The 24541-nt window shown below is 61.5% G+C and carries 23 protein-coding genes; 6 read left to right on the top strand and 17 right to left on the bottom strand.

Features of this window, described 5'->3' with window-relative positions:
- Window positions 1-133 precede the first annotated feature (133 nt).
- From I5961_RS15525 to I5961_RS15510, 4 genes are read right to left on the bottom strand one after another with little or no spacing between them, the layout of a single operon-like run.
- Window positions 134-1186 (bottom strand): extracellular solute-binding protein, encoded by a 1053-nt coding sequence (locus I5961_RS15525; protein WP_227232760.1) that lies wholly within the window; start codon window positions 1184-1186, stop codon window positions 134-136.
- Window positions 1187-1204: 18 nt separating this feature from the next.
- On the bottom strand, window positions 1205-1993 hold the full coding sequence (locus tag I5961_RS15520; RefSeq protein WP_227232759.1) for an ABC transporter permease: 789 nt from the start codon (window positions 1991-1993) through the stop codon (window positions 1205-1207).
- Complete coding sequence (locus I5961_RS15515; protein ID WP_085695904.1) at window positions 1990-2907, bottom strand: ABC transporter permease; 918 nt, start codon at window positions 2905-2907, stop codon at window positions 1990-1992. The genes I5961_RS15520 and I5961_RS15515 overlap by 4 nt, the downstream gene beginning before the upstream one ends.
- Window position 2908: 1 nt before the next feature.
- Window positions 2909-3994 (bottom strand): ABC transporter ATP-binding protein, encoded by a 1086-nt coding sequence (locus I5961_RS15510; RefSeq protein ID WP_227232758.1) that lies wholly within the window; start codon window positions 3992-3994, stop codon window positions 2909-2911.
- Window positions 3995-4134: 140 nt separating this feature from the next.
- Between I5961_RS15510 and I5961_RS15505 the strand changes: the two genes are divergently transcribed.
- The 3 genes from I5961_RS15505 to I5961_RS15495 all read left to right on the top strand — a co-directional run bounded on the left by I5961_RS15505 (window position 4135) and on the right by I5961_RS15495 (window position 9731).
- Entirely contained in the window at window positions 4135-4824 is a 690-nt protein-coding gene (locus I5961_RS15505; protein ID WP_085695906.1) for a GntR family transcriptional regulator, read from the top strand.
- Between the two features lie 132 nt (window positions 4825-4956).
- Window positions 4957-7068 (top strand): PAS domain-containing hybrid sensor histidine kinase/response regulator, encoded by a 2112-nt coding sequence (locus I5961_RS15500; protein ID WP_085701880.1) that lies wholly within the window; start codon window positions 4957-4959, stop codon window positions 7066-7068.
- Between the two features lie 29 nt (window positions 7069-7097).
- Entirely contained in the window at window positions 7098-9731 is a 2634-nt protein-coding gene (locus tag I5961_RS15495; RefSeq protein WP_227232757.1) for an excinuclease ABC subunit UvrA, read from the top strand.
- Window positions 9732-9850: 119 nt separating this feature from the next.
- On the opposite strand, the gene I5961_RS15490 is transcribed toward I5961_RS15495, so the two are convergent.
- The 7 genes from I5961_RS15490 to I5961_RS15460 form a co-directional block, all read right to left on the bottom strand.
- Window positions 9851-11794, bottom strand: a complete 1944-nt coding sequence (locus I5961_RS15490; protein ID WP_227232756.1) for a response regulator — start codon at window positions 11792-11794, stop codon at window positions 9851-9853.
- Window positions 11784-12659 (bottom strand): sensor histidine kinase, encoded by an 876-nt coding sequence (locus I5961_RS15485; RefSeq protein WP_085695910.1) that lies wholly within the window; start codon window positions 12657-12659, stop codon window positions 11784-11786. Before I5961_RS15485 ends, I5961_RS15490 begins: the two co-directional genes overlap by 11 nt.
- Entirely contained in the window at window positions 12652-13662 is a 1011-nt protein-coding gene (locus I5961_RS15480) for an ATP-binding protein (protein ID WP_085696435.1), read from the bottom strand. The genes I5961_RS15485 and I5961_RS15480 overlap by 8 nt, the downstream gene beginning before the upstream one ends.
- Complete coding sequence (locus I5961_RS15475) at window positions 13659-14063, bottom strand: anti-sigma regulatory factor (protein ID WP_085695911.1); 405 nt, start codon at window positions 14061-14063, stop codon at window positions 13659-13661. The genes I5961_RS15480 and I5961_RS15475 overlap by 4 nt, the downstream gene beginning before the upstream one ends.
- The gene (locus I5961_RS15470; RefSeq protein WP_007959463.1) at window positions 14060-14422 is read right to left on the bottom strand and encodes an STAS domain-containing protein; all 363 of its coding nucleotides are present in this window, start codon (window positions 14420-14422) and stop codon (window positions 14060-14062) included. Before I5961_RS15470 ends, I5961_RS15475 begins: the two co-directional genes overlap by 4 nt.
- A gap of 3 nt (window positions 14423-14425) precedes the next feature.
- Window positions 14426-15277 (bottom strand): STAS domain-containing protein, encoded by an 852-nt coding sequence (locus I5961_RS15465; RefSeq protein ID WP_227232755.1) that lies wholly within the window; start codon window positions 15275-15277, stop codon window positions 14426-14428.
- Window positions 15278-15517: 240 nt separating this feature from the next.
- The gene (locus tag I5961_RS15460; RefSeq protein ID WP_085695913.1) at window positions 15518-16039 is read right to left on the bottom strand and encodes a DUF4142 domain-containing protein; all 522 of its coding nucleotides are present in this window, start codon (window positions 16037-16039) and stop codon (window positions 15518-15520) included.
- A 205-nt stretch (window positions 16040-16244) separates the two neighbouring features.
- Here I5961_RS15460 and I5961_RS15455 point away from each other — a divergent pair, with 205 nt between their 5' ends.
- Entirely contained in the window at window positions 16245-16487 is a 243-nt protein-coding gene (locus tag I5961_RS15455) for a DUF465 domain-containing protein (RefSeq protein ID WP_085695914.1), read from the top strand.
- 109 nt (window positions 16488-16596) lie between these two features.
- A complete protein-coding gene (locus I5961_RS15450; protein WP_007959467.1) occupies window positions 16597-16767 on the top strand; it encodes a hypothetical protein in 171 nt (56 codons plus the stop codon).
- A gap of 15 nt (window positions 16768-16782) precedes the next feature.
- Here I5961_RS15450 and I5961_RS15445 read toward each other — a convergent pair whose 3' ends face one another.
- The 6 genes from I5961_RS15445 to I5961_RS15420 form a co-directional block, all read right to left on the bottom strand.
- Window positions 16783-17859 (bottom strand): SMP-30/gluconolactonase/LRE family protein, encoded by a 1077-nt coding sequence (locus I5961_RS15445; protein WP_227232754.1) that lies wholly within the window; start codon window positions 17857-17859, stop codon window positions 16783-16785.
- Complete coding sequence (locus I5961_RS15440) at window positions 17856-19001, bottom strand: sterol desaturase family protein (RefSeq protein ID WP_227232753.1); 1146 nt, start codon at window positions 18999-19001, stop codon at window positions 17856-17858. The genes I5961_RS15445 and I5961_RS15440 overlap by 4 nt, the downstream gene beginning before the upstream one ends.
- A gap of 109 nt (window positions 19002-19110) precedes the next feature.
- Window positions 19111-19974 (bottom strand): LysR family transcriptional regulator, encoded by an 864-nt coding sequence (locus tag I5961_RS15435; protein WP_085610473.1) that lies wholly within the window; start codon window positions 19972-19974, stop codon window positions 19111-19113.
- Window positions 19975-20097: 123 nt separating this feature from the next.
- On the bottom strand, window positions 20098-21816 hold the full coding sequence (locus I5961_RS15430; protein WP_227232752.1) for a hydrogenase maturation protein: 1719 nt from the start codon (window positions 21814-21816) through the stop codon (window positions 20098-20100).
- A 261-nt stretch (window positions 21817-22077) separates the two neighbouring features.
- Window positions 22078-22395: an SCP2 sterol-binding domain-containing protein gene (locus tag I5961_RS15425; RefSeq protein ID WP_085695918.1), complete on the bottom strand. Its 318-nt coding sequence runs from the start codon at window positions 22393-22395 to the stop codon at window positions 22078-22080.
- A 48-nt stretch (window positions 22396-22443) separates the two neighbouring features.
- The gene (locus I5961_RS15420) at window positions 22444-23154 is read right to left on the bottom strand and encodes a histidine phosphatase family protein (RefSeq protein WP_085695919.1); all 711 of its coding nucleotides are present in this window, start codon (window positions 23152-23154) and stop codon (window positions 22444-22446) included.
- Window positions 23155-23361: 207 nt separating this feature from the next.
- On the opposite strand from I5961_RS15420, the gene sohB reads away from it, so the two are divergent.
- Window positions 23362-24384, top strand: coding sequence for a protease SohB (sohB, locus tag I5961_RS15415; protein WP_085695920.1), 1023 nt, complete (start codon window positions 23362-23364; stop codon window positions 24382-24384).
- The last annotated feature ends 157 nt before the right edge of the window (window positions 24385-24541 follow it).

Below are 24541 nucleotides of genomic sequence, written 5' to 3'. Positions count from 1 at the left end.
CCTCTGTTTCTATGTTGTCTGGGCGGGCCTCATCGCTGGCAAGCCAGCTCCCACATTGGAACTGTGAGCGCCACCGATCCTTGTGGGAGCGAGCTTGCTCGCGATGGCCGCAACTGGGTCTTGAGTCAGGCGATCAACCCTTGAGCTTCGACCAGATCCGATCCTGCAGCTCCCGCGCCTTGTTGCTGCATTCCTTCTCCGGCCGCAGCCGCGAGGCGTATTCCTCGGGCATGTTGATCGCGTCCATGACCTTCCATTTCGCATCCAGCAACTGATCGCTCTGAATCCCGTTGGCATAGGCAATCGCGTTGGACACGGCCGCCGCGTTCTCGGGCTTCATCATCCAGTCGATAAAGATCTTCGCGTTGCCCGGATGCGGCGCGCTTTTCGGTACGGCGAAGTTGTCCTGGAACATCGCCAGGCCTTCTTTCGGGTACACGTATTTGATCGTGCTCTTTTGCAAGGTGGCGCGGGCGGTCGAGCCGTTCCAGTTCTGCATCATGATCACTTCGCCCGAGGCCATGCGGTCGACGGTGTTGTCGGAGCTGTACATCTTCAAAAACGGTTTCTGCTTTTGCAGCAGTTCAAGGATGCGCTTGGCGTCCTGCGGGTTTTCCGTGCATTCGTCGATGTTCAGGTAATGGCTGGCGGCATTGATCACGCTGCTGGAGGTGTCGAGGGCGGCGAGTTGGCCTTGCAGTTCCTTGCGCGGTTCGAAGAACTCTTTCCACGAATCGTCGAGCCTGCCGCCCGGCACCCGGGCGCTGTCATAGGAAAAACCGGTGGTGCCCCACAGATACGGCGCCGAATATTTGCGGCCCGGATCGAAGCTCGGATCGCGGAACGGCCCTTTGACGTACTGGAAGTTGTTCAGGGTCGGAGCGTCGATTTCCAGCAGCAGATCCTGTTTGATCAGCGTCTGCATGATCGACTGCGACGGCACAATCACGTCATACGCCGCGCCGCCGGCCTGCAACTTGGCGAGCAGGGTTTCGTTGCTGTCGTAGCCGTCCATGGTGACTTTGATCCCGGTCTCCTTTTCGAACTTGGCCAGCAGGTCCACCGGGTAGTAATCGGTCCAGTTGTAGAAGAACAACTCCTTGGGCTCGGCGGCGTGGGCGCTGAACGCGGTGAAACAACTCAGGGCCAGACCGGAAATAGCCAGACGCATGCTTTTGCTTTTCATGAACAGAGCGCTCCAGGTTTATTGTTGTTTGCCGCGTTGGCCAAGCCAGAAGGCCAGCACCACGAGCACGATGGAAATCACCAGCATCAGGGTCGAGATCGCGTTGATCTCCGGCGTTACGCCGGCCTTGATCGCCGAGAAGATGTACACCGGCAACGTGGTCGAACCGGGCCCGGCGACGAAGAAGGTCATGATGAAATCGTCGAGGCTGACCACGAATGCCAGCACCGAACCGGACAACACCGCCGGCCACAGCAGTGGCAGGGTCACGCGGCGGAACACCTGCCACGGATTGGCGTACAGGTCGTTGGCGGCTTCCAGCAGGCTCTTGTCCAGATCGTTGAGCCGTGCGCGGATCGGCAGGTAGGCGAACGGAATGCAGAAGCCGATGTGCGCGACGATCACGGTCATCAGCCCGAGCTTGATCCCCAGTGCCATGAACAGCAGCAGGGTGGCCACGGCAGTGACGATCTCCGGCAGGATCAGCGGCAGGTTGATCCCGCCCTCGACCATTTTCTGCCCGTAGAACGGCCGATAAGTCGCCAGCGCCGCCAGCAGTGCAATCGTCGTGGCGCACACCGTGGCGATGGTCGCGACGATGATCGAATTCAGCGCCGCGGTCTGGATCGACGGGTTGGCCAGGATCCGCCCGTACCAGGCGAACGAGAACTCGGTCCACACCGTTGCCGAGCGGTTGGCGTTGAAGCTGTAGACGATCAACACCAGGATCGGCACGTACAGATAGGCGAGGATCAGCAGGCTGATTTCCCGGGTCGCCGGGAGTTTTTTCAGGTGCAGAGAGATCATGCTTTCGCTCCCCGATTCAGGGTTTTCGCCGCGCTGCGGCTGTAGAGGGCGTAGAGCACCAGGGACAACAGCAGAATCCCCAGCAACAGGAACGACAGCGAACTGCCCAGCGGCCAGTTGCGCGCGGTGCCGAATTGCTGCTGGATCAGGTTGCCGATCATCAGGGTCTTGCCCCCGCCGAGAATCGCCGGGGTGATGAAGGCGCCGAGGCTCGGCACGAACACCAGCAACGCGCCGGCAATCACGCCGGGCATCGACAGCGGCAGGATGATCCGGCGCAGTGCGTGCCAGCGGTTGGCGCCCAGGTCATAAGCGGCTTCCACCAGACGCCAGTCGAGTTTTTCCAGGGTCGAGTAGATCGGCAGGATCATGAACGGCAGGAAGCTGTAGACCAGACCGACGCTGACCGCGAAGTCGTTGTAGAGCAGGGTGATGCCGCCGGCATTCGGGAACAGCGCGTTAAGGCTCTGGGCGACCCAGCCCTGTTCGCGCAGGATGATCAGCCACGCGTAGTTGCGGATCAGCAGGTTGGTCCAGAACGGAATGGTGATGAGCAACACCATCAGGTTGCGTCGGCGTGGGGTCAGGCTCGACATCCACAATGCCACCGGAAACCCGAACAAAAAGCACAACACAGTGGTGCCGCCGGCCTGGAACACCGAGCGCAACAGTGCCTGGGCGTAGACCCAGTTCAGCTCCAGTTCGCCGTCGAAACCTTCCTGGAAAAACAGCTGCACGTAACTCTGCAACTGCCATTGCGCCTGCCAGTCGACGCCGCCGTAGGTGTTGCGCGGCAGCAGGCTGATGTAACCCATGATCCCCAGCGGAATGGCGATCAGGGCGAGCAGGGTCAACACCACCGGGCTGAGCAACAGCGCGCGGTTGAGGGAGGGGGAAGTGCTGCTGACGCTCATCTCAGGCCTCCATCAACAGGCAGGCCTGAGGTGGCAGATGCACCGCCACGGGCTCACCGACTGTGCGACAGGCGCTCAAACCTTCGTTGTTTTCCCGCAGCATGACTTTGATGTCGTTGTTCAAACGGCACTGGTACAGCGTCGCGGTGCCGACATACAGCACGGCTTCGATCACCCCGCGCAAATGATGCGGCTGGTCCGCCGCGACCAGTTGCGAGCGCTCGGGACGAAACGCCAGTTGTACGCTGCTGCCATTGACGCCTTGCGGCGGGCAGGGAATTTCCACCGGCATGCCGCTGGGCACGAAGAGGTTTTCGTTGTGTTCGCCACGCTTGAGCTGGCCGGGGAGGAAATTGATGTCGCCGATGAACTGGGCGACGAAGCGGTGCTGCGGGCGCTCGTAGATGTCGGTCGGGGTGCCGATCTGCAGGATCTTGCCGGCGGACATCACCGCGATCCGGTCGGACAGGGTCAGGGCTTCTTCCTGATCGTGGGTGACGAAGATGAAGGTGATGCCGGCTTCCTGCTGCACGCGCTTGAGTTCGACCTGCATTTCCTTGCGCAGTTTCAGGTCCAGCGCCGACAGCGGCTCGTCGAGCAACAGCACTTTCGGTTTCGGCGCCAGGGCCCGGGCCAGAGCGACGCGCTGCTGCTGGCCGCCGGACAGTTCCGCCGGTTTGCGCCCCGCCAGGTGCTCCATCTGCACCAGCGCGAGCATTTCGTCGACCCGTCCGGGAATCGTCTTGCGATCAAGACCCTGCATCTCGAGGCCGAAGGCGATATTCTGCGCGACACTCATGTGCGGAAACAGCGCGTAACTCTGGAACACCGTGTTGACCCGACGCTTGAACGGCGGCAGGTGATTGACCGTTTCGCCCGCCAGACGGATCTCGCCGTCGCTGGCGTGTTCGAAACCGGCGATGGTGCGCAGCAGGGTGGTCTTGCCGCAGCCCGAGGGGCCGAGGAGGGTGAAGAACTCGTTGTCGGCGATGTTCACCGACACGTTGTCGAGGGCTGGCGCCAGGCCAGGATCATCAGAATACCGCTTGGATACGTTACGCACTTCAATGGCTATTGGCTGACCCATAATGGTGCAATCCTCTAATTATTGTATGCAATATCTGAATGCAATTTAGAAATACCCGGATTAATCTGCTGGCGCAACCCCCCATTTCCCCGACTGAGTCGTTCGTCGGGCAGCGTTGCCAGCATTGAAGGAGTTTTCAAATGACCGAGAAAAAAACGGAAACCACGGTCGACCGCGTCTACCAAGGGGTTTACGAGGCGATCAGCAAGCGTTCGCTGCGTCCGGGGATGAAGCTGGGCGAGGCGTCGCTGGCGGAGTTGTTCAATGTCAGCCGCACGTCGGTTCGAGCCGCGCTCAAGCAACTGGAGGCCGACGGATTGGTCACCACCGAGCCCAATAAAGGTGCGTCGGTGTCGCTGCCCAGCGATGAAGAGATCCGTTCGCTGTTTGAAACCCGGCGCTTGATCGAGATCGGCATCGTCACTGAACTGTGCCGGCGCAAGGACTCTGCCGCGATGCAGGACCTGCGCGATCACTTGCTGCTGGAAGACGAGGCTCACGCAGCCGGCGACCACGAGCGGCTGATTCACCTGCTCGGCGAGTTCCACATCAAACTGGCCCGCAGCCTGAACAACCCGGTGTTGCTCGACTGGTTCCAGAAGCTGATTTCCCGCGCCTCGCTGTATGCCGCCGCGCTGGACGATGACAGCCACGAAGCCTGTCGCGACGACGAACATCTGCGACTGATCGAGTACATCGAGGCCGGCAATCAGAACGCCGCCATTGAGCTGACCTGTATGCACCTGGACGGCATCCAGAAGGCCATCCTCGATGTCGCTGCAAAGATGAAGACCGGCTACCATCCGCTCAAACACCTGATCGAAGTCTGAACGTCGAGCAGGGGTGAAATCGGCTATACCTCTAATGAAACCATCGCTGCCCAGCGCGCTCGAAATAGACGGGCGCGACGCTTGACCGCGCAGCGATTGAACCGGACCCACCACAAGGCGTTAAAGCAGCCGATGCAGTTTTTATCCGATAGCCATGGGTGTGACGGCTGGCAAGGCGAGATGGCCGGGCGAATCCGTGAGTTCGACTGGAGCGGCACGGATCTTGGCCCGCTCGAAACCTGGCCGGCCAGCCTGTGCAGCACGGTCCAGTTGATGCTGGCCTCGCCGCTGCCGATGGTCATGCTCTGGGGCCATGCCGGTTACATGATCTACAACGATGCCTATTCCCGATTCGCCGGCGGACGGCATCCGTACCTGCTTGGATCACCGGTGGAACTGGGTTGGCCGGAGGTCGCCGATTTCAATCGGCATGTGGTCGACACCTGCCTGGCGGGCGGCACCCTGGAGTACCGCAACAAGGTACTGGTGTTGTTGCGCGATGGCGTGCCCGAGGACGTCTGGCTCGACCTTTATTACAGCCCGGTGGCCAACGATGCCGGCGTGCCTTCGGGTGTCATGGCGATGGTGGTGGAAACCACTGAACTGGTGTTGTCCGAGCGTCTGCGCCAGGCCGCTGAAGATGCCTATCGTGCCGATAACGAGCGGGTGCGACTGGCCCTCAATGCCGGCGCATTGATCGGCTCCTTTGTCTGGGACGTGAAAAACAATGTGCTGTCGGCCGACGAGCGTTTTGCCCGGACATTTTCCTTCCCGCCGGATCAAGACCTCACCAACCTGCCGCAGCACATTGCTGAAGCACACATTCATCCCGATGACCGTCCCTGGGTGCAGGAGTGCATCGAAAATTCGGTGCGCACCGGCGAACCCTACAACGCCGAGTACCGCGTAATACGCGCCGATGGCAGCTTTCTATGGGTGTTGGCCAGTGGCTGCTGCGAGTTCGACGAACAGGGCCGGCCGTTCCGTTTTCCCGGCGTGCTGATCGATATTCACGAACGCAAGATCGCCGAAGAATCCCTGCTCAAGTTCACCCGCAATCTCGAGCAGCGTGTGGCAAATGAAGTCGAAGCGCGCCTCGCCGCCGAAGAGCGACTGCGACAGTCACAGAAACTCGAAGCCATCGGCGGCCTCACCGGCGGCGTGGCCCATGACTTCAACAATCTGCTGCAAGTGATTGCCGGCAACTTGCACCTGCTGGCTCGTCACGAGCCGAACAACGCCAACGTGCAGCGTCGGGTCAGCGCCTCGCTGGCGGCGGTCGAGCGCGGTGCCAAGCTGTCCTCGCAACTGCTCGCGTTCGCCCGCCGCCAGCCACTGTCGCCGGCGGTGTGCAATCCCCGGCAGATCTTTGAAGGCGTCGGTGAGTTGCTGCAACGGGCGTTGGGCGAAATCATTCAGATCGACGTGCAGTTGCCGGACGAACCGTGGCACATCAACGTCGATCGCAATCAACTGGAAAACGCCATTCTCAATCTGGCGATCAATGCCCGCGACGCCATGAAGGGCGAGGGCACAATTGTGCTCGGCGCCGCCAACCTCTCGCTGGATCAGGCGTTCTGTTCGGGCAAGGGCATCGTGCCGGGGGATTTCGTCCGGGTCTCGGTCAGTGACAGCGGCGTCGGCATTGCGCCGCACATGCTCGAGCAGGTGTTCGAACCGTTTTTCACCACCAAGGCCGACGGCCAGGGCACCGGTCTCGGCTTGAGCATGGTGTTCGGTTTCGTCAAACAGAGCGGCGGCCATGTCGAGATCGACAGCCAGGTGGGCCAGGGTACGCGAGTGCAGTTGTACTTTCCGCGCAGCGTGCGACCGGTAGATCATGCGGCGCCCAGCGTGGAGAAACGCCTCACGGGTGGCAACGAGACGATCCTGGTGGTCGAGGACAACGAAGCGGTACGCAACTCCGCCGTCGAGCTGTTGCGTGAAGAAGGCTACCGCGTGCTGATCGCCGGCAATGGCGATGCGGCCATGCAGATGCTGATGGAAGGCGCTCGGGTCGACCTGATCTTCACCGACGTGGTCATGCCCGGCCTGATCAAGAGCTCCGATCTGGCGGCGTGGGCCAAGGTGCAGATGCCACCGGTGGCGGTGCTGTTCACCTCGGGCCACACCCGCGACATTATTTCGCGCAATCACCAGCTCAGCCCCGATACCCATCTGCTCGGCAAGCCTTACGGCCCCGAAGCGCTGTTGCAGATGATCCGAACCGTGCTCAGTGCCTGAGCTTCGAATCCCTTGATCAAGGCTGGCCAATGACCTCCAAGCGCAGCTCCAATTCCGCCGCCGGCATGGTTCGCGTGCGCGGCGCCCGTGAACACAACCTGAAGAACGTTGATGTCGATATTCCCCGTGATGCGCTGGTGGTGTTTACCGGTGTGTCGGGTTCGGGCAAGTCGTCGCTGGCGTTTTCAACGCTGTATGCCGAAGCACAGCGGCGCTATTTCGAATCGGTGGCGCCCTATGCGCGCAGGCTGATCGATCAGGTCGGCGTGCCGGACGTCGACTCCATTGAAGGCCTGCCGCCGGCCGTGGCCCTGCAGCAACAACGCGGCACGCCGAGTACGCGCTCGTCAGTCGGCAGCGTGACCACGCTGTCGAGCCTGATCCGCATGCTTTACTCGCGCGCCGGCAGCTACCCGCCGGATCAGCCGATGTTGTATGCCGAGGATTTTTCACCGAACACGCCACAAGGCGCGTGCCCCGAGTGCCATGGACTGGGGCGGGTTTACGAGGTGACCGAGGCGCTGATGGTGCCCGATCCGGAACTGACCATTCGCCAGCGCGCCGTGGCCGCCTGGCCGCTGGCCTGGCAGGGACAGAACCTGCGCGACATCCTGGTGACCATGGGCATCGACGTCGATATTCCATGGCGCAAACTGCCGAAAAAGCAGCGCGACTGGATCCTTTTCACCGAGGAAGCACCGACGGTTCCGGTGTACGCCGGGCTGACACCGGAAGAAACCCGCGTCGCCCTCCAGCGCAAGATGGAGCCCAGTTATCAAGGCACCTTCACCGGCGCACGGCGCTACATCCTGCACACCTTCACTCATTCACAAAGCGCGTTGATGAAGAAGCGCGTGTCGCAATTCATGCTCGGCAGCCTGTGCCCGTTGTGCGACGGCAAGCGCCTCAAGCGAGAGGCGCTGTCGGTGACGTTTGCCGGGTATGACATCGGCGAGTTGTCGCGGATGCCACTGTTGCAAGTCGCCGAAGTCTTGAAGCCGGTGGCGGATGCGAGCTGGCTGGAGCACGCCGATGAAACCGGTGAAACCCTGACTCACCGCCAGACCCGCGAAGCCCGCCAGCAGCGCGTGGCCCATGGCGCCAGCGGCCACGCCAACGCGCCGGACGTGCGCCATACGCCGAACCTGTCGCTGGAGAAGCGCCTGGCCGCGCAGCGCATTGCCGAGGACTTGCTGGACCGGGTCAGCACCCTGACCGATCTCGGCCTCGGTTATCTGGCCCTGGAGCGCAGCACGCCGACGCTGTCGTCCGGCGAGTTGCAACGTCTGCGGCTGGCCACCCAACTGGGTTCGCAATTGTTCGGTGTGATCTACGTGCTCGACGAACCGTCCGCCGGCCTGCACCCGGCTGACGGCGAGGCGCTGTTCGAGGCTTTGCAGCGTCTGAAGGCCGACGGCAACAGTGTGTTTGTGGTCGAACACGATCTGGACACCATGCGCCGCGCCGACTGGCTGATCGATGTCGGCCCGGCAGCGGGCGAAAAGGGCGGGCAGATTCTCTACAGCGGCCCGCCACCGGGGCTGGCGGCGGTCGAACACTCGCAGACCCGCGCCTACCTGTTTGCCGAACAGCAACGGCCGACCCGCACCGCGCGCAAACCGTCGGGCTGGCTGAAGCTCGACGGCGTCACCCGCAACAACCTGAATAACCTCAGCGCCGAATTTCCGCTGGGCTGTTTCACCTCGGTCACCGGTGTCTCCGGTTCCGGCAAGTCGAGCCTGGTCAGTCAAGCACTGCTGGAACTGGTCGGCGCGCAACTCGGGCGCAGTGTCAGTGACGCCGAGCCGGAAGAACTCAATCTGGAGGATGAGACCCCGACAGCCAGCACCGGCCAGGTCAGCGCCGGGCTGGAGTCGATCAGGCGTCTGGTGCAGGTCGATCAGAAACCGATCGGTCGTACTCCGCGTTCGAATCTGGCGACCTACACCGGGTTGTTCGACAACGTACGCAAGTTGTTCGCCGCGACCGACGAGGCGAAAGCGGCGGGATATGACGCCGGGCAGTTTTCCTTCAACGTCGCCAAGGGGCGCTGCCCGACCTGTGAAGGCGAGGGGTTTGTCAGTGTCGAATTGCTGTTCATGCCCAGCGTTTATGCGCCGTGCCCGACCTGTCATGGCGCGCGTTACAACCCCGAGACCCTGGCCATCCTCTGGCAGGGATTGAGCATCGCGCAGGTATTGCAGCTGACGGTGGACGAGGCGGTGACGGTGTTTGCCGAGCAACCGGCAATTCGCCGTTCGCTGGAGGTGCTGCGCGATATCGGCCTCGGTTACTTGCGCCTCGGGCAACCGGCGACCGAGCTGTCCGGCGGCGAAGCCCAGCGGATCAAACTGGCCACGGAGCTGCAGCGCAATCAGCGCGGCGCGACGTTGTACGTGCTGGATGAACCCACCACCGGTTTGCACCCTCGGGATGTCGACCGCTTGCTCGAGCAGCTGGATACGCTGGTGACGGCGGGGCATACGGTGATCGTGGTCGAGCATGAAATGCGCGTGGTGGCGCAGAGCGACTGGGTGATCGACATCGGACCGGGAGCGGGGGATCAGGGCGGCAAGATCGTCGTGGCCGGGACGCCGCAGAAAGTGGCGGCGAGCAAGAAGAGCCGGACTGCGCCGTTTCTTGCCCGGGCCTTGAGACGATAACGGCGTCGCCTGGGCCGGCCTCATCGCGGGCAAGCCCGCCCCCACTGAGTCTGATGTGTTCACGAATGTGTGTACGGCAATAAGACTGTGGAAGCGGGCTTGCCCGCGATGGCGGCGTATCAGGCGCCGTCGAGCGTGCGGCGCACCTTGTCCAGTAATTCACTGATGTGGAACGGTTTGACCAACATCTCCATGCCAGCCCCGAGGAACACCTGGCGGTTGATCGCCGTTTCCGCGTAACCCGTCATGAACAGGATCGGCAACCCTTCGCGCCAGCCCCGGGCAACGTCCGCCAGTTCGCGGCCGCTCATGCGCGGCAGGCCGACGTCGGTCAGCAGCAGATTGATCGATGGATCGTTCTGCAAGCACTCCAGCGCGGTTTCGATATCGCCGGCCTGGGTGCAGCGGTAACCGGCGTCCTCCAGTACCTCGGTGACGAACAGTCGCACGCCCGGCATGTCTTCGACGATCAGCACGTGTTCGCCGCTGCCTTTGGCATCAATCGTCGGGATGGGCACATCGACGGCGGTCGGGTCGTTGCTGGCTGGCAACATGATCGTCACTTCGGTGCCGCGCCGCGCCACACTGCGGATGTGCGCATCGCCGCCTGACTGGCGGGCGAAACCGTAGATCGTCGACAGTCCCAGCCCGGTGCCCTGGCCCAGCGGTTTGGTGGTGAAAAACGGCTCGAATACCTTGTCGATCAAACTGTGCTCGATACCGGTGCCGTCATCGCGCACCGACAGCGCTACGTAGGAACCGTCGGTGAGGTTCGGATCACCGTGGGAGTACGCCGCGTAGGTGCTGACCCAGATATTGCCGCCCTGAGGCAACGCGTCCCGGGCATTGATCACCAGGTTGAGCACCGCGCTTTCCAGCTGGATCGGGTCAACCAGTGCAATCGCCGGTTTGGTGGTCAGCTCCAGCTTGAGGGCGATGCGTTCACCGATGGTGCGCACCAGTAATTCTTCGAGCGAACGAACGTGCTCGTTGATGTCCACCGGCCGAGTGTCGAGCGGCTGTTGCCGGGCGAAGGCCAGCAAACGATGGGTGAGCGAGGCCGCACTCATGGCCGAGTTCAGAGCCGCTTCGGCGTAGAACCGGACCTTGTCCGGACGGGCATCGGCGACGCGTTTCTGGATCAGCTCAAGACTGGTGATGATCCCGGTCAGCAGGTTATTGAAGTCATGGGCGATGCCGCCGGTGAGTTTGCCCAGCGCATCCATCTTCTGCACTTGCAGCAGTTGCGATTCGGCGCGTACCCGGTCGGCGACTTCCTTGGCCAGTTGCGTGGTAGTGTCGTCCAACTGAGCCAGGTGCGAGCGTTCGCGATGACGGTGCTCGGTGACGTCTTCGACGAACACCAGGCTCAGCTTCGGGGTGCGATAGGGTGAAATCTGCCACTCGGTCTCGCGGATCTCGCCCTGCACGCGCATGTTCAGCGTGCCTTTCCAGCGCTCGCCGTCCACCAGACGCAGGCGCAACTCGCGAAGGATCGCACCTTGATCGTCAGCGAAACACTCGTTGAGTGCCTCGGAGTCGAGGTTGTCCTGGATCAGTTGGGAGAAGGCGTGATTGCACTCGTGGACCTTGAGTTCGGCATCGAGTACCGCAATCGGAGCCGAGACATTGACGAAAATCTCGCGAAAACGCGCCTCGCTTTCACGCAACGCACTCTCCGTGTCGCGTACTCGCAGCAGGGTGCGCAACGTTGCCAGCAGCACATCGGGATCGACCGGGTGAATCAGATAGGCATCGGCTCCGGCGTCGAGGCCGGTGATGATGTCGCCTGTCTGGATCGACGCGGCCGACACATGGATCACCGGGAGCAGGGCAGTGCGAGAGTCGGAGCGCAGTTCACGGACGATGTCGAAACCGCTCATGTCCGGCAGGTTGACGTCGAGAATCAGCGCATCGAGCGGTTCACTGGCGATCAACGCCAGACCTTCGCCGCCGGTGCCGGCTTCGAGCACTTCGTAACCGTGGCGCTCCAGGCGCCGGCGCAAGGCATAGCGAGTGGCGACGTTGTCATCGACGATCAACAGACGGATGTCATGTTTCATCGACGTTCTCCTGGGCGATCGCCAACGGAATGATCACGAAAAAGCTTGAGCCCACGCCCGGTGTACTCTCGACACCGACCTCACCACCGAGCAATTCGGCGAAGCGCTTGCACAGGGACAAGCCGAGCCCGGTGCCGCGCAGGCGCTTTTGCAGCGGTGAGTCGACCTGTGAAAAATCTTCGAACAAGGTGCCGTGCAATTCAGGGGCGATACCGATGCCGGTGTCGCTGACCGCAAATCGCACTTTGTCCTGGCCTTCGAGGCGCGCCGAGATCCGGACTTCGCCACGGGTGGTGAACTTCAGCGAGTTGGAAATGAAGTTGCGCAGGATTTGCGCCAGCTTCTTGTCATCCGTGAAGAGTCGCGGCAGGCCCACGGGTTCTTCGAAAATCAGGTCCACCGCCGTGGCGTCGACAATCGGCCGGAACATTCCCCGCAGGGCGGCGAACAGATCGAACATGTCGAACCACGCCGGAGAAATGTTGATGCGTCCGGCCTCGATCTTGGCCAAATCGAGCAGGTCATCGACCATGTCGCTGAGTTCCCGGGCGGCGCTGCTGACAAACGCCACCTGCTTGTGTTGCTCCGGGCTGAGTGGGCCGTCGAGTTCGTCGGCCAACAGGCTGTTGATGCTCAGAATCGAACCCAGCGGGGTGCGGAACTCGTGGCTCATGTACGACAGGAAGCGGCTTTTCAGGTCGGAGGCCTGACGCAGTTGTTCGGCCTGGGTATCGAGTTCGGCGTACAGGGCGAGCACGCCCTGATTGGTTTCGTCGAGTTCGTCACGCAGTGCCGCCGTTTCGCTCTGCAACCGGGCGATCAACGCAGCCTGTTCGGCGCTGTTCAAGGTCGGCGACTCAGCCATGGGCGGCCTCCAGGGCAATGACCAGCACCGTTACATCGTCGCGCCCGCGACAGAAGTCGCGGTGCAGGACGGTGGCTATCACGGCAGGATGACGATGCACCAGGCCGGGATAGTCTTGTAGATTCCAACGGGACTGCAAGCCATCGCTGTACATGATCAATAGATGTCCGTTCACGTGAGCATAGTCAAAGGGCTGGGCTTTTCGGTACTGGCCGCCGACGATTCCGGGGTGCGAGGCCAGTCCGCGGGACTTGTCGGCCGTCACCAGGCTGGCACCGATGTTGCCGACACCGGCATAGGTCAGGCTGGCGCGCTGGCCATGGAACTGCGCAAACGCCACCGCGCCGCCACGGGTGCCGATCATTTCCCGGTGCAGGTCCTCCATCAGCGGCACCGGGGAGCCGAAGGGGTTCAGGGCGAAGGCTTTTTCTCCGGCGCGGCCGGCGCGCTCGGCGTCTTCGCCATGGCCCAGGCCGTCGATGATCAGGGCGCTGATATCCGGCCCGTTGAACGCCAGATGCCACACATCTCCACATGCCGGGTCGTTGTGCAGTGAATGCTGACTGACGCCGAAGCGCAGATCCGGCTGCCGATCACTGCGCGGATACAGCCGTGCCAGCAATACGGCGCCCCGAGCGTCGGCATACACATCAAACACTTCGGTCTGGCGCGACACCGCGCCGAGGCCGATCCCCTGAGTGCCGCCCGTGGAAAAACCATCGGCCATGCACGCATCGAGATCGAAGCCACCGGCGCGGTCGACCGCGAGCATTTCGAGGCCGAAACCCTCGACGCGCTTCAACACGCGCAGGTGCAATTCACCGTGTGTCGCATGCTTGAGCACGTTGCTCGCCAGTTCCGTTGCCACCAGCGCAACACGTCCGGCATCGCGCTCATCGAAGCCATGCTGCTCGGCGAGTTGCTGCGCCGTGCGCCGGGCATGGCCGATCTGGCTGCTGTCTTCAAGGAGCAGCACTCGGGTCAGACTCCCGCTGAAATTCATGTCCATCGGGTGATTGTTATCCGGGTGCCTTTACCGGGCGCGGTGTCCAGTTCGAATTCGTCGACCAGTCGCTTGGCTCCGGTCAACCCCAGGCCGAGGCCGCTGCCGGACGTCCAGCCGTCGGTCATCGCCAGTTTGATGTCGGCAATGCCCGGGCCTTCATCGCGAAAAGTCAGACGCAGGCCGACCTTGTGGTTGTCGTCGAGGATCTGCCAGTCCATGTCGCCGCCACCGCCGTAGACCATGGTGTTGCGCGCCAGCTCGCTGACCGCGGTCACCAGTTTGGTCAGGTCGATCAGGCGCATGCCGCATTCGGTGGCCAGTTTGCGTGCCTGTTGCCGGGCCAGCACCACGTCCTGCTCGATGTGAATCGGTTGGGTACCGCTGCTGCGAACGGTCATTGCTGGCGTACTCGTTCCTGCAACAGTTTCATTCCGCGCTCGACGTTCAGCGCGGTGCTGACGCCTGGCAGGTTCAGGCCGAGCTCGACCAGGGTGATCGCCACCGCCGGTTGCATGCCGACCAGCATGGTTTCGGCGTCCATGATTTTCGACAGGCCGGAAATGGTGCCGATCATCCGGCCGATGAACGAATCGACCATGTCCAGCGCCGAGATATCGATCAGCACCCCACGGGCCGAGGTTTTGCTGATGCGCTCGGACAAGTCGTCCTGCAGGGTGAGGGCGAGTTGGTCATGCATGTCGACCTGAATGGTCACCAGCAGGAAGTCGCCCATCTGAAGAATCGGGATACGTTCCATTGATCAAACCGTCTTGGTGAGGGTGGTACCCAGACGGGTCAGCGCCAGTTTCAAGGCATCGGCCAGATTGGCTTTGGTCACCACGCCTTGCAGGTCGAGGCCCAGGTGGACGATGGTCTGGGCGATCTGCGGACGCACGCCGCTGATGATGCAATCGGCGCCCATCAGGCGGATCGCAGTGACGGTTTTCAGCAGGTGCTGGGCCACAAGGGTGTCGACGGTCGGCACGCCAGTGATGTCGATGATGGCGATTTCCGAACCGGTGTCGACGATGCGTTGCAGCAGCGACTCCATCACGACTTGGGTGCGTTGCGAGTCGAGGGTGCCGATCATCGGCAGCGCGAGCACGCCTTCCCACAGCTTGACCACCGGGGTGGACAGCTCCAGCAGTTCTTCCTGTTGACGCTTGATTACCGCTTCACGGGATTTCTGGAAGGTGCGGATGGTGTGCAGGCCGAAGGCGTCGAGCAGTTCGGAGATTTCCCAGAGCTGTTCGGCGAGCAGCGCCGGCTGTTCACGGTAATGGCTTTGCAGCAAAGCGAATAGCGGACCTTTGAGGGCGAAGATGAAACTGGCGGTCTGTTGTGAATCCTGACCGAGCAGGGCACGACTGTGAGACAGCTTTTCGAGGAACTGGCGGATAGCCTCCCAGCCCGGTGCGGCGATGTTGGTGCCGTTGTCGTTTTCCAGTCCGCTGACCACCAGTTGCAGGAACTCGCTGGTCTGCTGCTGCACGTCGTGTTCCTTGAGATTACGGGTGGCGCCGCTGTCTTGCAGCCCTTTGATCCATTCGCCCAGCAGTTGTGCCTGTTTGTTTTTCATCGCATCAAGTGTGCTGTTCTGCAGTGCTGCCATGTAGATGTTGCTCCATTGCGAATTGGGGGCCGGTTCTTCGATAAATGACCGGCGCGAAGTGAATGACCTTGGCCATTCGAAATAGTTGTTCGTACCCGCGAGGATATTTTAGATCTGCCGCATGGAACGCACCGGTAACTCTAGTCGGCGTGACGGCGAATGCTGGCATTTTGCGCGCAACAAGACCTCAACGCAAAGAGGCCGCGTCCAATGGAGGCGGCCTCTTTGCATTTATGGCGGTTACTTGCTGGGGTGTTTGGCCTGCAGCTCTTTGGCGGCCGCCAGGTGTTTCTCCAGACCCGGCAACATTTTCTGCGCAAAGGCCTTGAGTTCAGTGGCGCCTTTGACCTTGTCGTCAGTCACGGTGTTGGCTTGTTTCTTGAAAAGCTCGATGGTTTCTTCGTGGGCCTTGACCTGATTGTTGGCGTACGCCGCATCGAAGGATTCATCGCGCATGTCCAGGATCTTTTCCTTGGCCTGCTTGACCAGCGTCGTAGTGTCCGGCACTTCAATGTCGTTGGCCTTTGCAATCGTCGCCAGCTCATCGTTGGCCTTGCCATGGTCGGTGATCATCATGTTGGCGAAGGCCTTGATGTCGGCCGACTGGCTTTTTTCCAGCGCCAGGCGGCTGGTTTCGATTTCAGCGATGCCACCGGCCGCGGCGTTATCGACGAAGTCGTTATCGGTGGCGGCGAAGGCCGAGCCCATGCCGGTGCTCAAAGCCACGGCCAGAAAAAGATGACGCAGTTTGAATCCGTCCATTGGTATTACTCCACGCAGGTTTTTGTGAGCGTTATTCAATGGAGGGAAATCGCCGACAAAAGGTTTTATCGCATTTGCGAAAGGGCGACGAACGGGCACCGCTGGTCTGACAGGAGGTCGACAGAACCGGTCAACCGAGGCCATTCTGATACCTGGCCAGCGCAATCGAACGCGTTGGCTGCCGATCAATTGACGGAGGTGTTCCATGCCGGTGACCCATGATTTGTTACAGGACTTGAAACTGACAAAGGAAGAGATCCAGCAACGACGCACCGCGGATCCACATCTGGATGCACTGATCAACAAGTATTTCCTGGCGGACGCCGAAGTCGTCAAGGCCGAGACGGCGACCTCGGATGCACCCAGCGACGACACCCTGAAGAAACTCAAAGAGAAGCGCTTGCAGGTCAAAGACAGGATCGTCGAGCAATTACAGGTTCGATCCTGACCGTCAGTCGCGCCACCGGCCCTCGGTGGTGAAACGACTGGAACAACAGCCCCGACCGGCACCTCGAACGTTAAGAGTTTTCACATAGCGATTCTCAGCGAGGTGCCTTATGAAAGATCCAAAATTTCCTAGTGAAGAGCAGGGCGCATTCGACCCGGTTCCCACGCATCCCGAGCCCAATAGTCCGGCGCACACCGTCCGTAATCCTGAAGAGGAACGCAAGAGCGAGGAAGTGCCGGAGGATGAAGATCCGGACAAGTTCGATCGATCCAGTAACTGACCGGCTGCCATCGCCTCACTTCAAGGCTGCCTCGAGAGGCAATCGCGCCATGTGCGTGGCCTTCAGCGAGCCGAAATACAACCACTCGCCATACTCGCGCGCCGTGGTGATCGGCGAGTAATTGCCGGCACTGGCGTCCTGCAGATTGGCGATCACCTTGCCGTCCAGATCCAGCCCCAGGACAAACCCGCGTTTTTCCACCGGCTTGGGCAGCACAGTCATCGCCCGCACGATCATCTTGCGCACGAACGGGTGTTCAGCCGTGCGATCCAGCAGCGGATTGCGCGGCGTGTACAGCGCCACCCAGAAACGATCGCGGCCATTGAATGCGAGGTTGTCCGGCAGCCCCGGCAGGTTGTCGATGAACAGGTCGTGGGTGCCGGCCTTGGGCCCGGTCAGCCAATAGCGGCTGATGCGGTAGGCGCCGGTTTCGTTGACCAGCACATAGGCGTCATCCGGGCCGAGGGTCACGCCATTGGCGAACTCCAGTCTGTCGAGCAGCACGACAGTCTTGCCGGTCTGGAAGTCGTAACGCAGCAGGCGTCCGTCGCCGCCATGCTCGATGATCGCTTCGCCATCGTGGCCGTAGCCCCAACGACTCGAAGCATCACTGAAATAGGCGTAATGCCCGGACTTGTCGATGGCCACGTCATCGGTAAACCCGAACGGCAGGCCATTGGCTTCGGTGGTCAGCGCCACGAGCTGACCCTGCGCGTCGAGCGACAGCAAACCCTTGACCCCGTCAGCGATCACCAGCAAACCGTTGGGATGCCGCGCCAGCCCCAGCGGCCGTCCGCCGGTATCCGCCAGCACCTTGCGCTGCTGGCCGTCGAGGCTGGTGCGCAGCAGGCGACCGTCGTGCAGGCCGGTAATCAGAAAGTTGTTTTCCAGCAACAGCGCTTCCGGGCCTTCGATGTCGCTCGGGCCGACTTGCGCTGCGCCCTTGAGCCGCTGGTTGACAGCGTATTGGCCTTCGGTCAGCGAGGGGGCCTGTTGCGGCGTCCAGGCCACGGGCTCGACCTTGGTCGGCAGCAACAGCAGAAAGGCCAGAACCGCGACAAACAGCAGCAACACCAGATAACGCCATCTCACACGTGGGCTCCTGCGAGAGACAGGTGCCGGGTCGCCATGTCACGCAGGGCGAGCATCGAAGCCGCCGATTCGCGATCGATGCGACGCTTGAGCAGCAGGTGGTTGGCAATGCGCAGGCCGATGCCTTCGAACTGATAATCCAGGGTGCGCACGAACCGCGTGGCATCGTTGTGCGCCGAGCATTCATAGGTCAGCAGCAACGACAGCCCCTGATCACCCTGGGCCCGGGCACACCAGCGCCGACCGGGCAGGTACTCGGTGACTTCCCAGCGCAAATGCCCCTCACGCCCGCCGGCATGGATGTCCTCGTCGAATCGCGCACCGGCATGCAGCGCACCGCTGGGGCCGTCGATCTTCAGCGAAGACGGGTGCCACTCCGGCCAGCGACTGACGGTGGCGGCGTAGGCGAGGACGGCGATCGGGTCGCCGGCGATGTCGACTGTGTGCTGCATGCGGGTCATGGGCATTCTCGAATCGGTCAGAGGGGCGATTTCCGGCTCCCAGTAGAGGGTGCCGAACAAGTAATCCATCAGCGGAAAAACGATATTGAAATTGCGTTCCTGCATGCGTTCGCGACGGTGATGCAGTTCGTGCAGGCGGCGCATCTGGCGGATCCACGGCAGGCGGGTCAACGGGTTCTGCGGCGGCAGATGCTCGCAGGCGTGAAACACTTCATAGGTCAGGTACCCGAGCACCATGCAGCCGCCGAACAGACCGGCGACGTTGCTGTTGACCTGCGCGAACAGCCACCACAGGGGCAGGGTGATCGCCAGCGTGTGCAGCACGATCAGCCAGGCGGGGAACAGAATCACCCGCCAGTCGCGGGCGCCGTCGTAGGTCATGTGCCCGGGGGTGAAGAAGCTGTGATGATCGCCGGCATGCCGGGCGTAGAACATCCGCGCAAAGCTCTTTTTGTGATGGCCGAGGTGGCGGTGCACCATGTACACGCCGAAATTGAAGAACAGCAGGGTCAGCGGCACGGTCAGCCATTCCAGCGGCCGTACCTGCTGCACGCTGCTCCAGAACGCGCCGATGGCCAGCACGCCGAACAGCAGCACGAACGCGCCGTGCAGCCACGGGTTGTAGCGGGGATGGATCGCCGCACGGTAGCGGCTGCGAAATGCCTCGGTGGTCTGCCTCACTGCGGTCACCTGCGGATATTTTTGTTATCCCGGCAGATTAGCCGATCCCGCCGTTTGTGCAGGGGCAACCTTCAGGTCACAAGTGCCATGCTCCGGTACATAGCGGCGGTCAGCTCAACGGGTTCCAGCGCTGCGACCAGTCGTCATCGGCCCTGATCACTTCGCGCAGCAGATCGAATGCCTGTTGCAGGATCGCCGAGTCGCGGTCGCGGGAGTAGACGAGGTAGGTCGGATAGCCGAATTCCGGGGCCTTGGTCACTGGCTCCAGTGCGCCGCTTTCCAGATAAGTGCGCACCACCCGGGTGCGGAAATAGCCGCTGCCGCCGTTCTCCAGAATGTACTGCAGGGCCAGCGGGCCGAGGTTGAAGCTCAGGGCGGCCTTGGCCTTCTCCGGCAGCGCCGCGTCGTGCTGGCGGCGGAAGTCCGGGCCCCAATCGATGTAAACGTAGGGAGCAGGGCGGCCGGGTGTGGTCACCAGAATCAGTTTCTCTTCCAGCACCTGCTCGACCTGCAGCCCCGGCCAGTATTCCGGTTGATAGACCAGTGCCGCATCGAGCACCCCGAGTTCGAGCTGACGCAGCAGGTTTTCGCCGTCGCGAATATCCATACGCAAGGCGTGGCCGGGGATTTTCTCCCGCAGTTCTGCGGCCCAACTGAGCATCAGCGGGTTGCACAGACTGACCTCGCCACCGATGTGCAATACGTTGTGATAACCCTCGGGCAAGGGCAGGTCGCGGCGCGCCGCTTCCCAGGTCTGCACCAGTTGATTGGCATAGACCACGAAGGCCTCGCCGTTGGCGGTCAGCCGCGCACCGGCGCGGTTGCGCACGAACAGCGTGCTGCCCAGCTGGCTTTCGAGTTTCTGGACCCGGGCGGTGATTGCCGTTTGGGTGACGAACAGCTTTTCAGCCGCCGCGGCGAGGCTGCCGTGGCGGACGATTTCCAGAAAGGTGCGGGCGAGGTCGATGTCCATGGGCGGGCCGGTGGTTGAGGTGCGCGCATTGTAAGGCAAAAGCGCCCTCAACCTGACCCTCCCGAAACGCCGGACCGGCCCGAGGGAGAGGGCCAGGGTGAGGGAAAAAGCAGACGCCGCGGACTAACCGGCCAACTCAGCCTCCCGCACTCGAGCCCAATCCTCCACCAACCGCGCCGGCGTGCAGCAAGTCTTGCGCTTATACACAAAATTCCGGCACTTCTCGGCGAACTGATTGCGGTTGTACAGCATGTCTTCCTGCATCTCTTGCAGCTCCGCTTCGCGACACTGACGAATCAACACGTGATCGACCCGCAACTTGCGTTCCCGCACCGCTGCATAAGTCGGATCACTCAGCACACTGTTGGCCCGTTGCAGCAACCACAAACCAAACTCGTCCGGGCAGCGCGGGCCGATTTCCTGAACCATGCCCAGTTGCAGCGCCTGCGCAGCGCTGACCGGCAGACAGGCCTGGGTCAGTTGTTCGGTCATCGCCGGGCCGACGGCGCGGGGCAGGCTGTAAGTCCAGTATTCCGAGCCATACAGTCCCATGCTCTTGTAATGCGGATTGAGCACGATGTCGGCGCGGGCAAACACGATGTCAGCCGCCAGTGCCAGCATCACACCACCGGCGCCAGCATTGCCGGTGATCCCGCTGACCACCAGTTGCCGCGCGTTGAGCAATTCTTCGCAGACATCATCGATGGCCTGGATATTGGCCCAGGCTTCGGCGCCCGGATCCTCGGCGGCCTGAATCACATTCAAATGCACGCCGTTGGAAAAACTGCCGCGTCCGCCCTTGATCAACAACACCTGAGTGTCGCGGGATTTGGCCCAGCGCAGCGCCTCGACCATGCGCCGGCATTGCTCGGTGCTCATGGCGCCGTTGTAGAACTCCAGCGTCAGTTCGCCGACCTGCCCGGACTCGCGATAACGGATGGGTTGATAGGCTTCGTCGCTGAACGGCGCGTTGGCGACCGACCAGTCCAGCACCGGCACGTTCGCCAGTTTTCCGGCCAACACGTGCCGCGCCGGACGCTTGAAGGTTTCTTCACCCGGTTGCGGTTTGCGTCGCAGCGAGCCGATCCACAGGCTGTGATCACCGGTGGCCACCAATACCGCGTCGTCGTGCACGGCGAGAATCTCGCCGGGAATGCCAGTGCGCTGATCGAGATGCGCGTCGTAGACGTAATACTGACCGCCGGCGAGACTGGCTAGCACGCCAGGCTGGCCGTCCGCCGCGTCAATGCAGCGTTTGATGTAACGCGAACAGTCGTGCCAGCTGAAGGTGCGGTCGTCCTGTTTCATGTTCGGTTGCAGGCAGCCGCGAACCTTGGGATTGGTGTAATCCAGTGGCACCGGCACAAAGCCGTCGATGAATTTTTCCACCACCTCGCGGATGCAACGGATCGCCGCGTCACTGACCCGGCCGTTGTACAGCTCGGATTTGCGCAGGCCCGCCGGCAGGTTGAATTCGCAGGTGGCCCAGACCGGGCCGGCGTCCATTTCCTCTACTGCTTGCAAAGCGGTCACGCCCCAGGATGGCAACTCGCGCATGATCGCCCAGTCCAGTGCGCTGGCACCGCGATCGCCGACGATGCCGGGGTGAATGATGACCACCGGACGCTGGGTGTTGCTCCACAGCGCGTGAGGGACACGGTCTTTGAGGAACGGGCAGATCACCAGATCAGCGCCGCTGTTTTCGATCTGCTCGCACACGGCGGTTTCGTCGGTGAACAGCACCACGCTGGGTGAATGCCCGGCCTGACGCAGTTCCAGCCAGGCACGCTGAGTCAGGCCGTTGAACGCCGATGACAGAAGAATGATGTTGAGTGATCGCATGATTGCTCTTCCTTGAAAAGGTCAGCCGCAGGCTCCCGGTGAGCCGTCCGTGGCTATCGATGGAGGCGCAAGGTTAGAGACTGGCGTGGCGGGCGCCACTGATCGAGATCAACGTTGTGTCAGCCAATGTTGCAGTGGCGACGATCTGCCTTGTCCTAAATGGTTTGGGCACTGAGTTGGCGGCGTCGTTTGCCGGTTTGAGCGCCTGAAACGACAAATCCCGCCACAGGGGCGGGATTTGTTTGCAGACGGGCTGCGGTCTTAAGCCGGGAACAGCTCGGACAGTTTCATCGACAGCATCATGTCGCCTTCAACGCGCAGCTTGCCGCCCATGAAAGCCTGCATGCCGTCGGTTTCGCCGCTGACGATACCTTTGAGGGTTTCGCTGTCCAGCACCAGCGTGCAGTTGGCGTTCGGGTTTTCGCCTTCCTGGATGTCGCAGGTGCCATCTTTGACGATCAGGGCGTATTGCTTGTCTTCGTCAGTGATGTTGAAACCGAAGACCAGATCCAGACCGGCAGCGGCGGCTGGGTTGAACTTGGCTTGCATTGCTTTTACGGCATCAGCTACGGAGGTCATGGTTCGATCCTTTTTGGTTGATTGCAGCAGGGTCACAGTAATCCGGACTCAGCGAAACGTGATGAGTTCCGGTGCCTTCAGCAGTTGCAGGTGTGCATGACTGTTGAAGGAAGCCAAAGCCACCTCGCGACCGCGGAACTTCAGCTGGTTGAGCGAGGTGTTGACGATTTGCCAATTCAGTTCAAAGGCCTGTCGTGCAGGCATTTGAGTGATGAGATGGAGCAGGGCGGTGATCGTGCCACCGGAGGTGAACACGGCAATTTTCTGGGTGTTGTCGGCCTGTTCGAGAATCCGCTGCAGCCCGGCCTGTACCCGCTCTACGAACGCCAGCCAGCTTTCCAGGCCCGGTGTGTCGTAGGTGCCGGCGAGCCAGCGTTCGATGATCAGGGCGAAGATGCGCTGGAACTCGCCACGGTTTTGCGCGGCGTTGCGCAGGATCTCCAGGGCTTCAGGCTCTTCGGGCAGCATGGCCGGGAGCAGTGCGCGGATCACGGCGTCGGCGTCGAATTCGTTGAAAGCCGAATCGATTTCCAGAACCGGAACCGGCAAACCGACGGCGGCGAACTGTTCCAGCGCGCTGTTGGCCGTGTGTTGCTGGCGGCGCAGATCGCCTGACAGGCAGCGGTCGAAGCTGATTCCGAGTTCGGCGAGGTGACGGCCGAGGATTTCTGCCTGGCGTACACCGGTCGGCGACAGGACGTCATAGTCGTCTGCACCGAAGGAGGCCTGGCCATGTCGAATCAAGTAGATGCTGCCCACGTCCGCGTCATCCCGGTACGTTGAAGGTTGTGGCGAGGTTATGGGGATGGCGGTGAGCTGTCAATGAAAAAACATACGCTTGTTTGAAATGCCCGTTCCAGCCTTGTTGCCGGAGGTTTCACGGCTGGCCGACGGGCCGGTGCATGGGTATGCTGGAGCCCATTCCCGCGCAGGTTTCACGACCGCGCATCGTTTGAAGGAGTCACTGTGGAGTTTTTGACTGAATACGCCAGTTTCCTGGCCAAGACCGTGACGCTGGTCATCGCCATTCTGGTGGTGCTGGCGAGTTTTGCTGCATTGCGCAGCAAGGGCCGGCGTAAATCCGCGGGCCAGTTGCAGGTCAGCAAGCTCAACGATTTCTATAAAGGCCTTCGTGAGCGGCTGGAGCAGACCCTGCTCGACAAGGATCAGCTCAAGGCCTTGCGCAAGGGCCAGGCCAAAACCGAGAAGAAACAGAAGAAGAAACCCGACGCCAAGCCTCGGGTGTTCGTGCTGGATTTCGACGGCGACATCAAGGCCTCGGCCACCGAAAGTCTGCGTCACGAAATCACCGCGCTGCTGACGCTGGCTACACCGAAGGACGAAGTGGTCCTGCGTCTGGAAAGCGGCGGCGGCATGGTCCACAGCTACGGTCTGGCGTCGTCGCAACTGGCGCGCATCCGTGAAGCCGGCGTGCCGTTGACCGTGTGCATCGACAAGGTCGCGGCCAGCGGTGGTTACATGATGGCCTGCATCGGCGAGAAGATCATCAGCGCGCCGTTCGCGATTCTCGGCTCCATCGGTGTGGTGGCGCAGTTGCCCAACGTCAATCGCCTGCTGAAAAAACATGACATCGATTTCGAAGTGCTGACCGCCGGGGAATACAAGCGAACCCTGACCGTGTTCGGCGAAAACACCGAGAAGGGCCGGGAGAAATTCCAGGAAGACCTGGACATCACCCACCAGCTGTTCAAGAACTTCGTCGCCCGTTATCGCCCGCAACTGGCCATTGACGAGGTCGCCACCGGTGAAGTCTGGCTCGGTATCGCGGCGCTGGACAAGCAACTGGTGGACGAACTCAAGACCAGCGACGAATACCTGGCCGAGCGTGCCAAACAGTCCGAGGTCTATCACCTGCACTATGCCGAGCGTAAAAGCCTGCAGGAACGTATCGGCATGGCGGCCAGCGGTTCGGTGGATCGCGTGTTGCTGAGCTGGTGGAGCCGTCTGACTCAGCAACGCTTCTGGTAAAGACTTCACACGCTCGTGAGCTGTCAGGCTCGCGGGCGTGCTGCATTTTCAGCGGAAGAAAGTGCGGTACATAGTTATTTTATAGTTGCCTATTGTTGTTGTTTTGCCGGTTGATTCATCAATTAATTGCGCTGTATTGAAAGAAGCTGAAACTTTA

It is taken from the genome of Pseudomonas sp. IAC-BECa141 (assembly GCF_020544405.1).
GTDB lineage: Bacteria > Pseudomonadota > Gammaproteobacteria > Pseudomonadales > Pseudomonadaceae > Aquipseudomonas.
The sequence above is the reverse complement of the archived record's forward strand: the minus strand, read 5'-3'. Positions and strand labels throughout refer to the sequence as shown.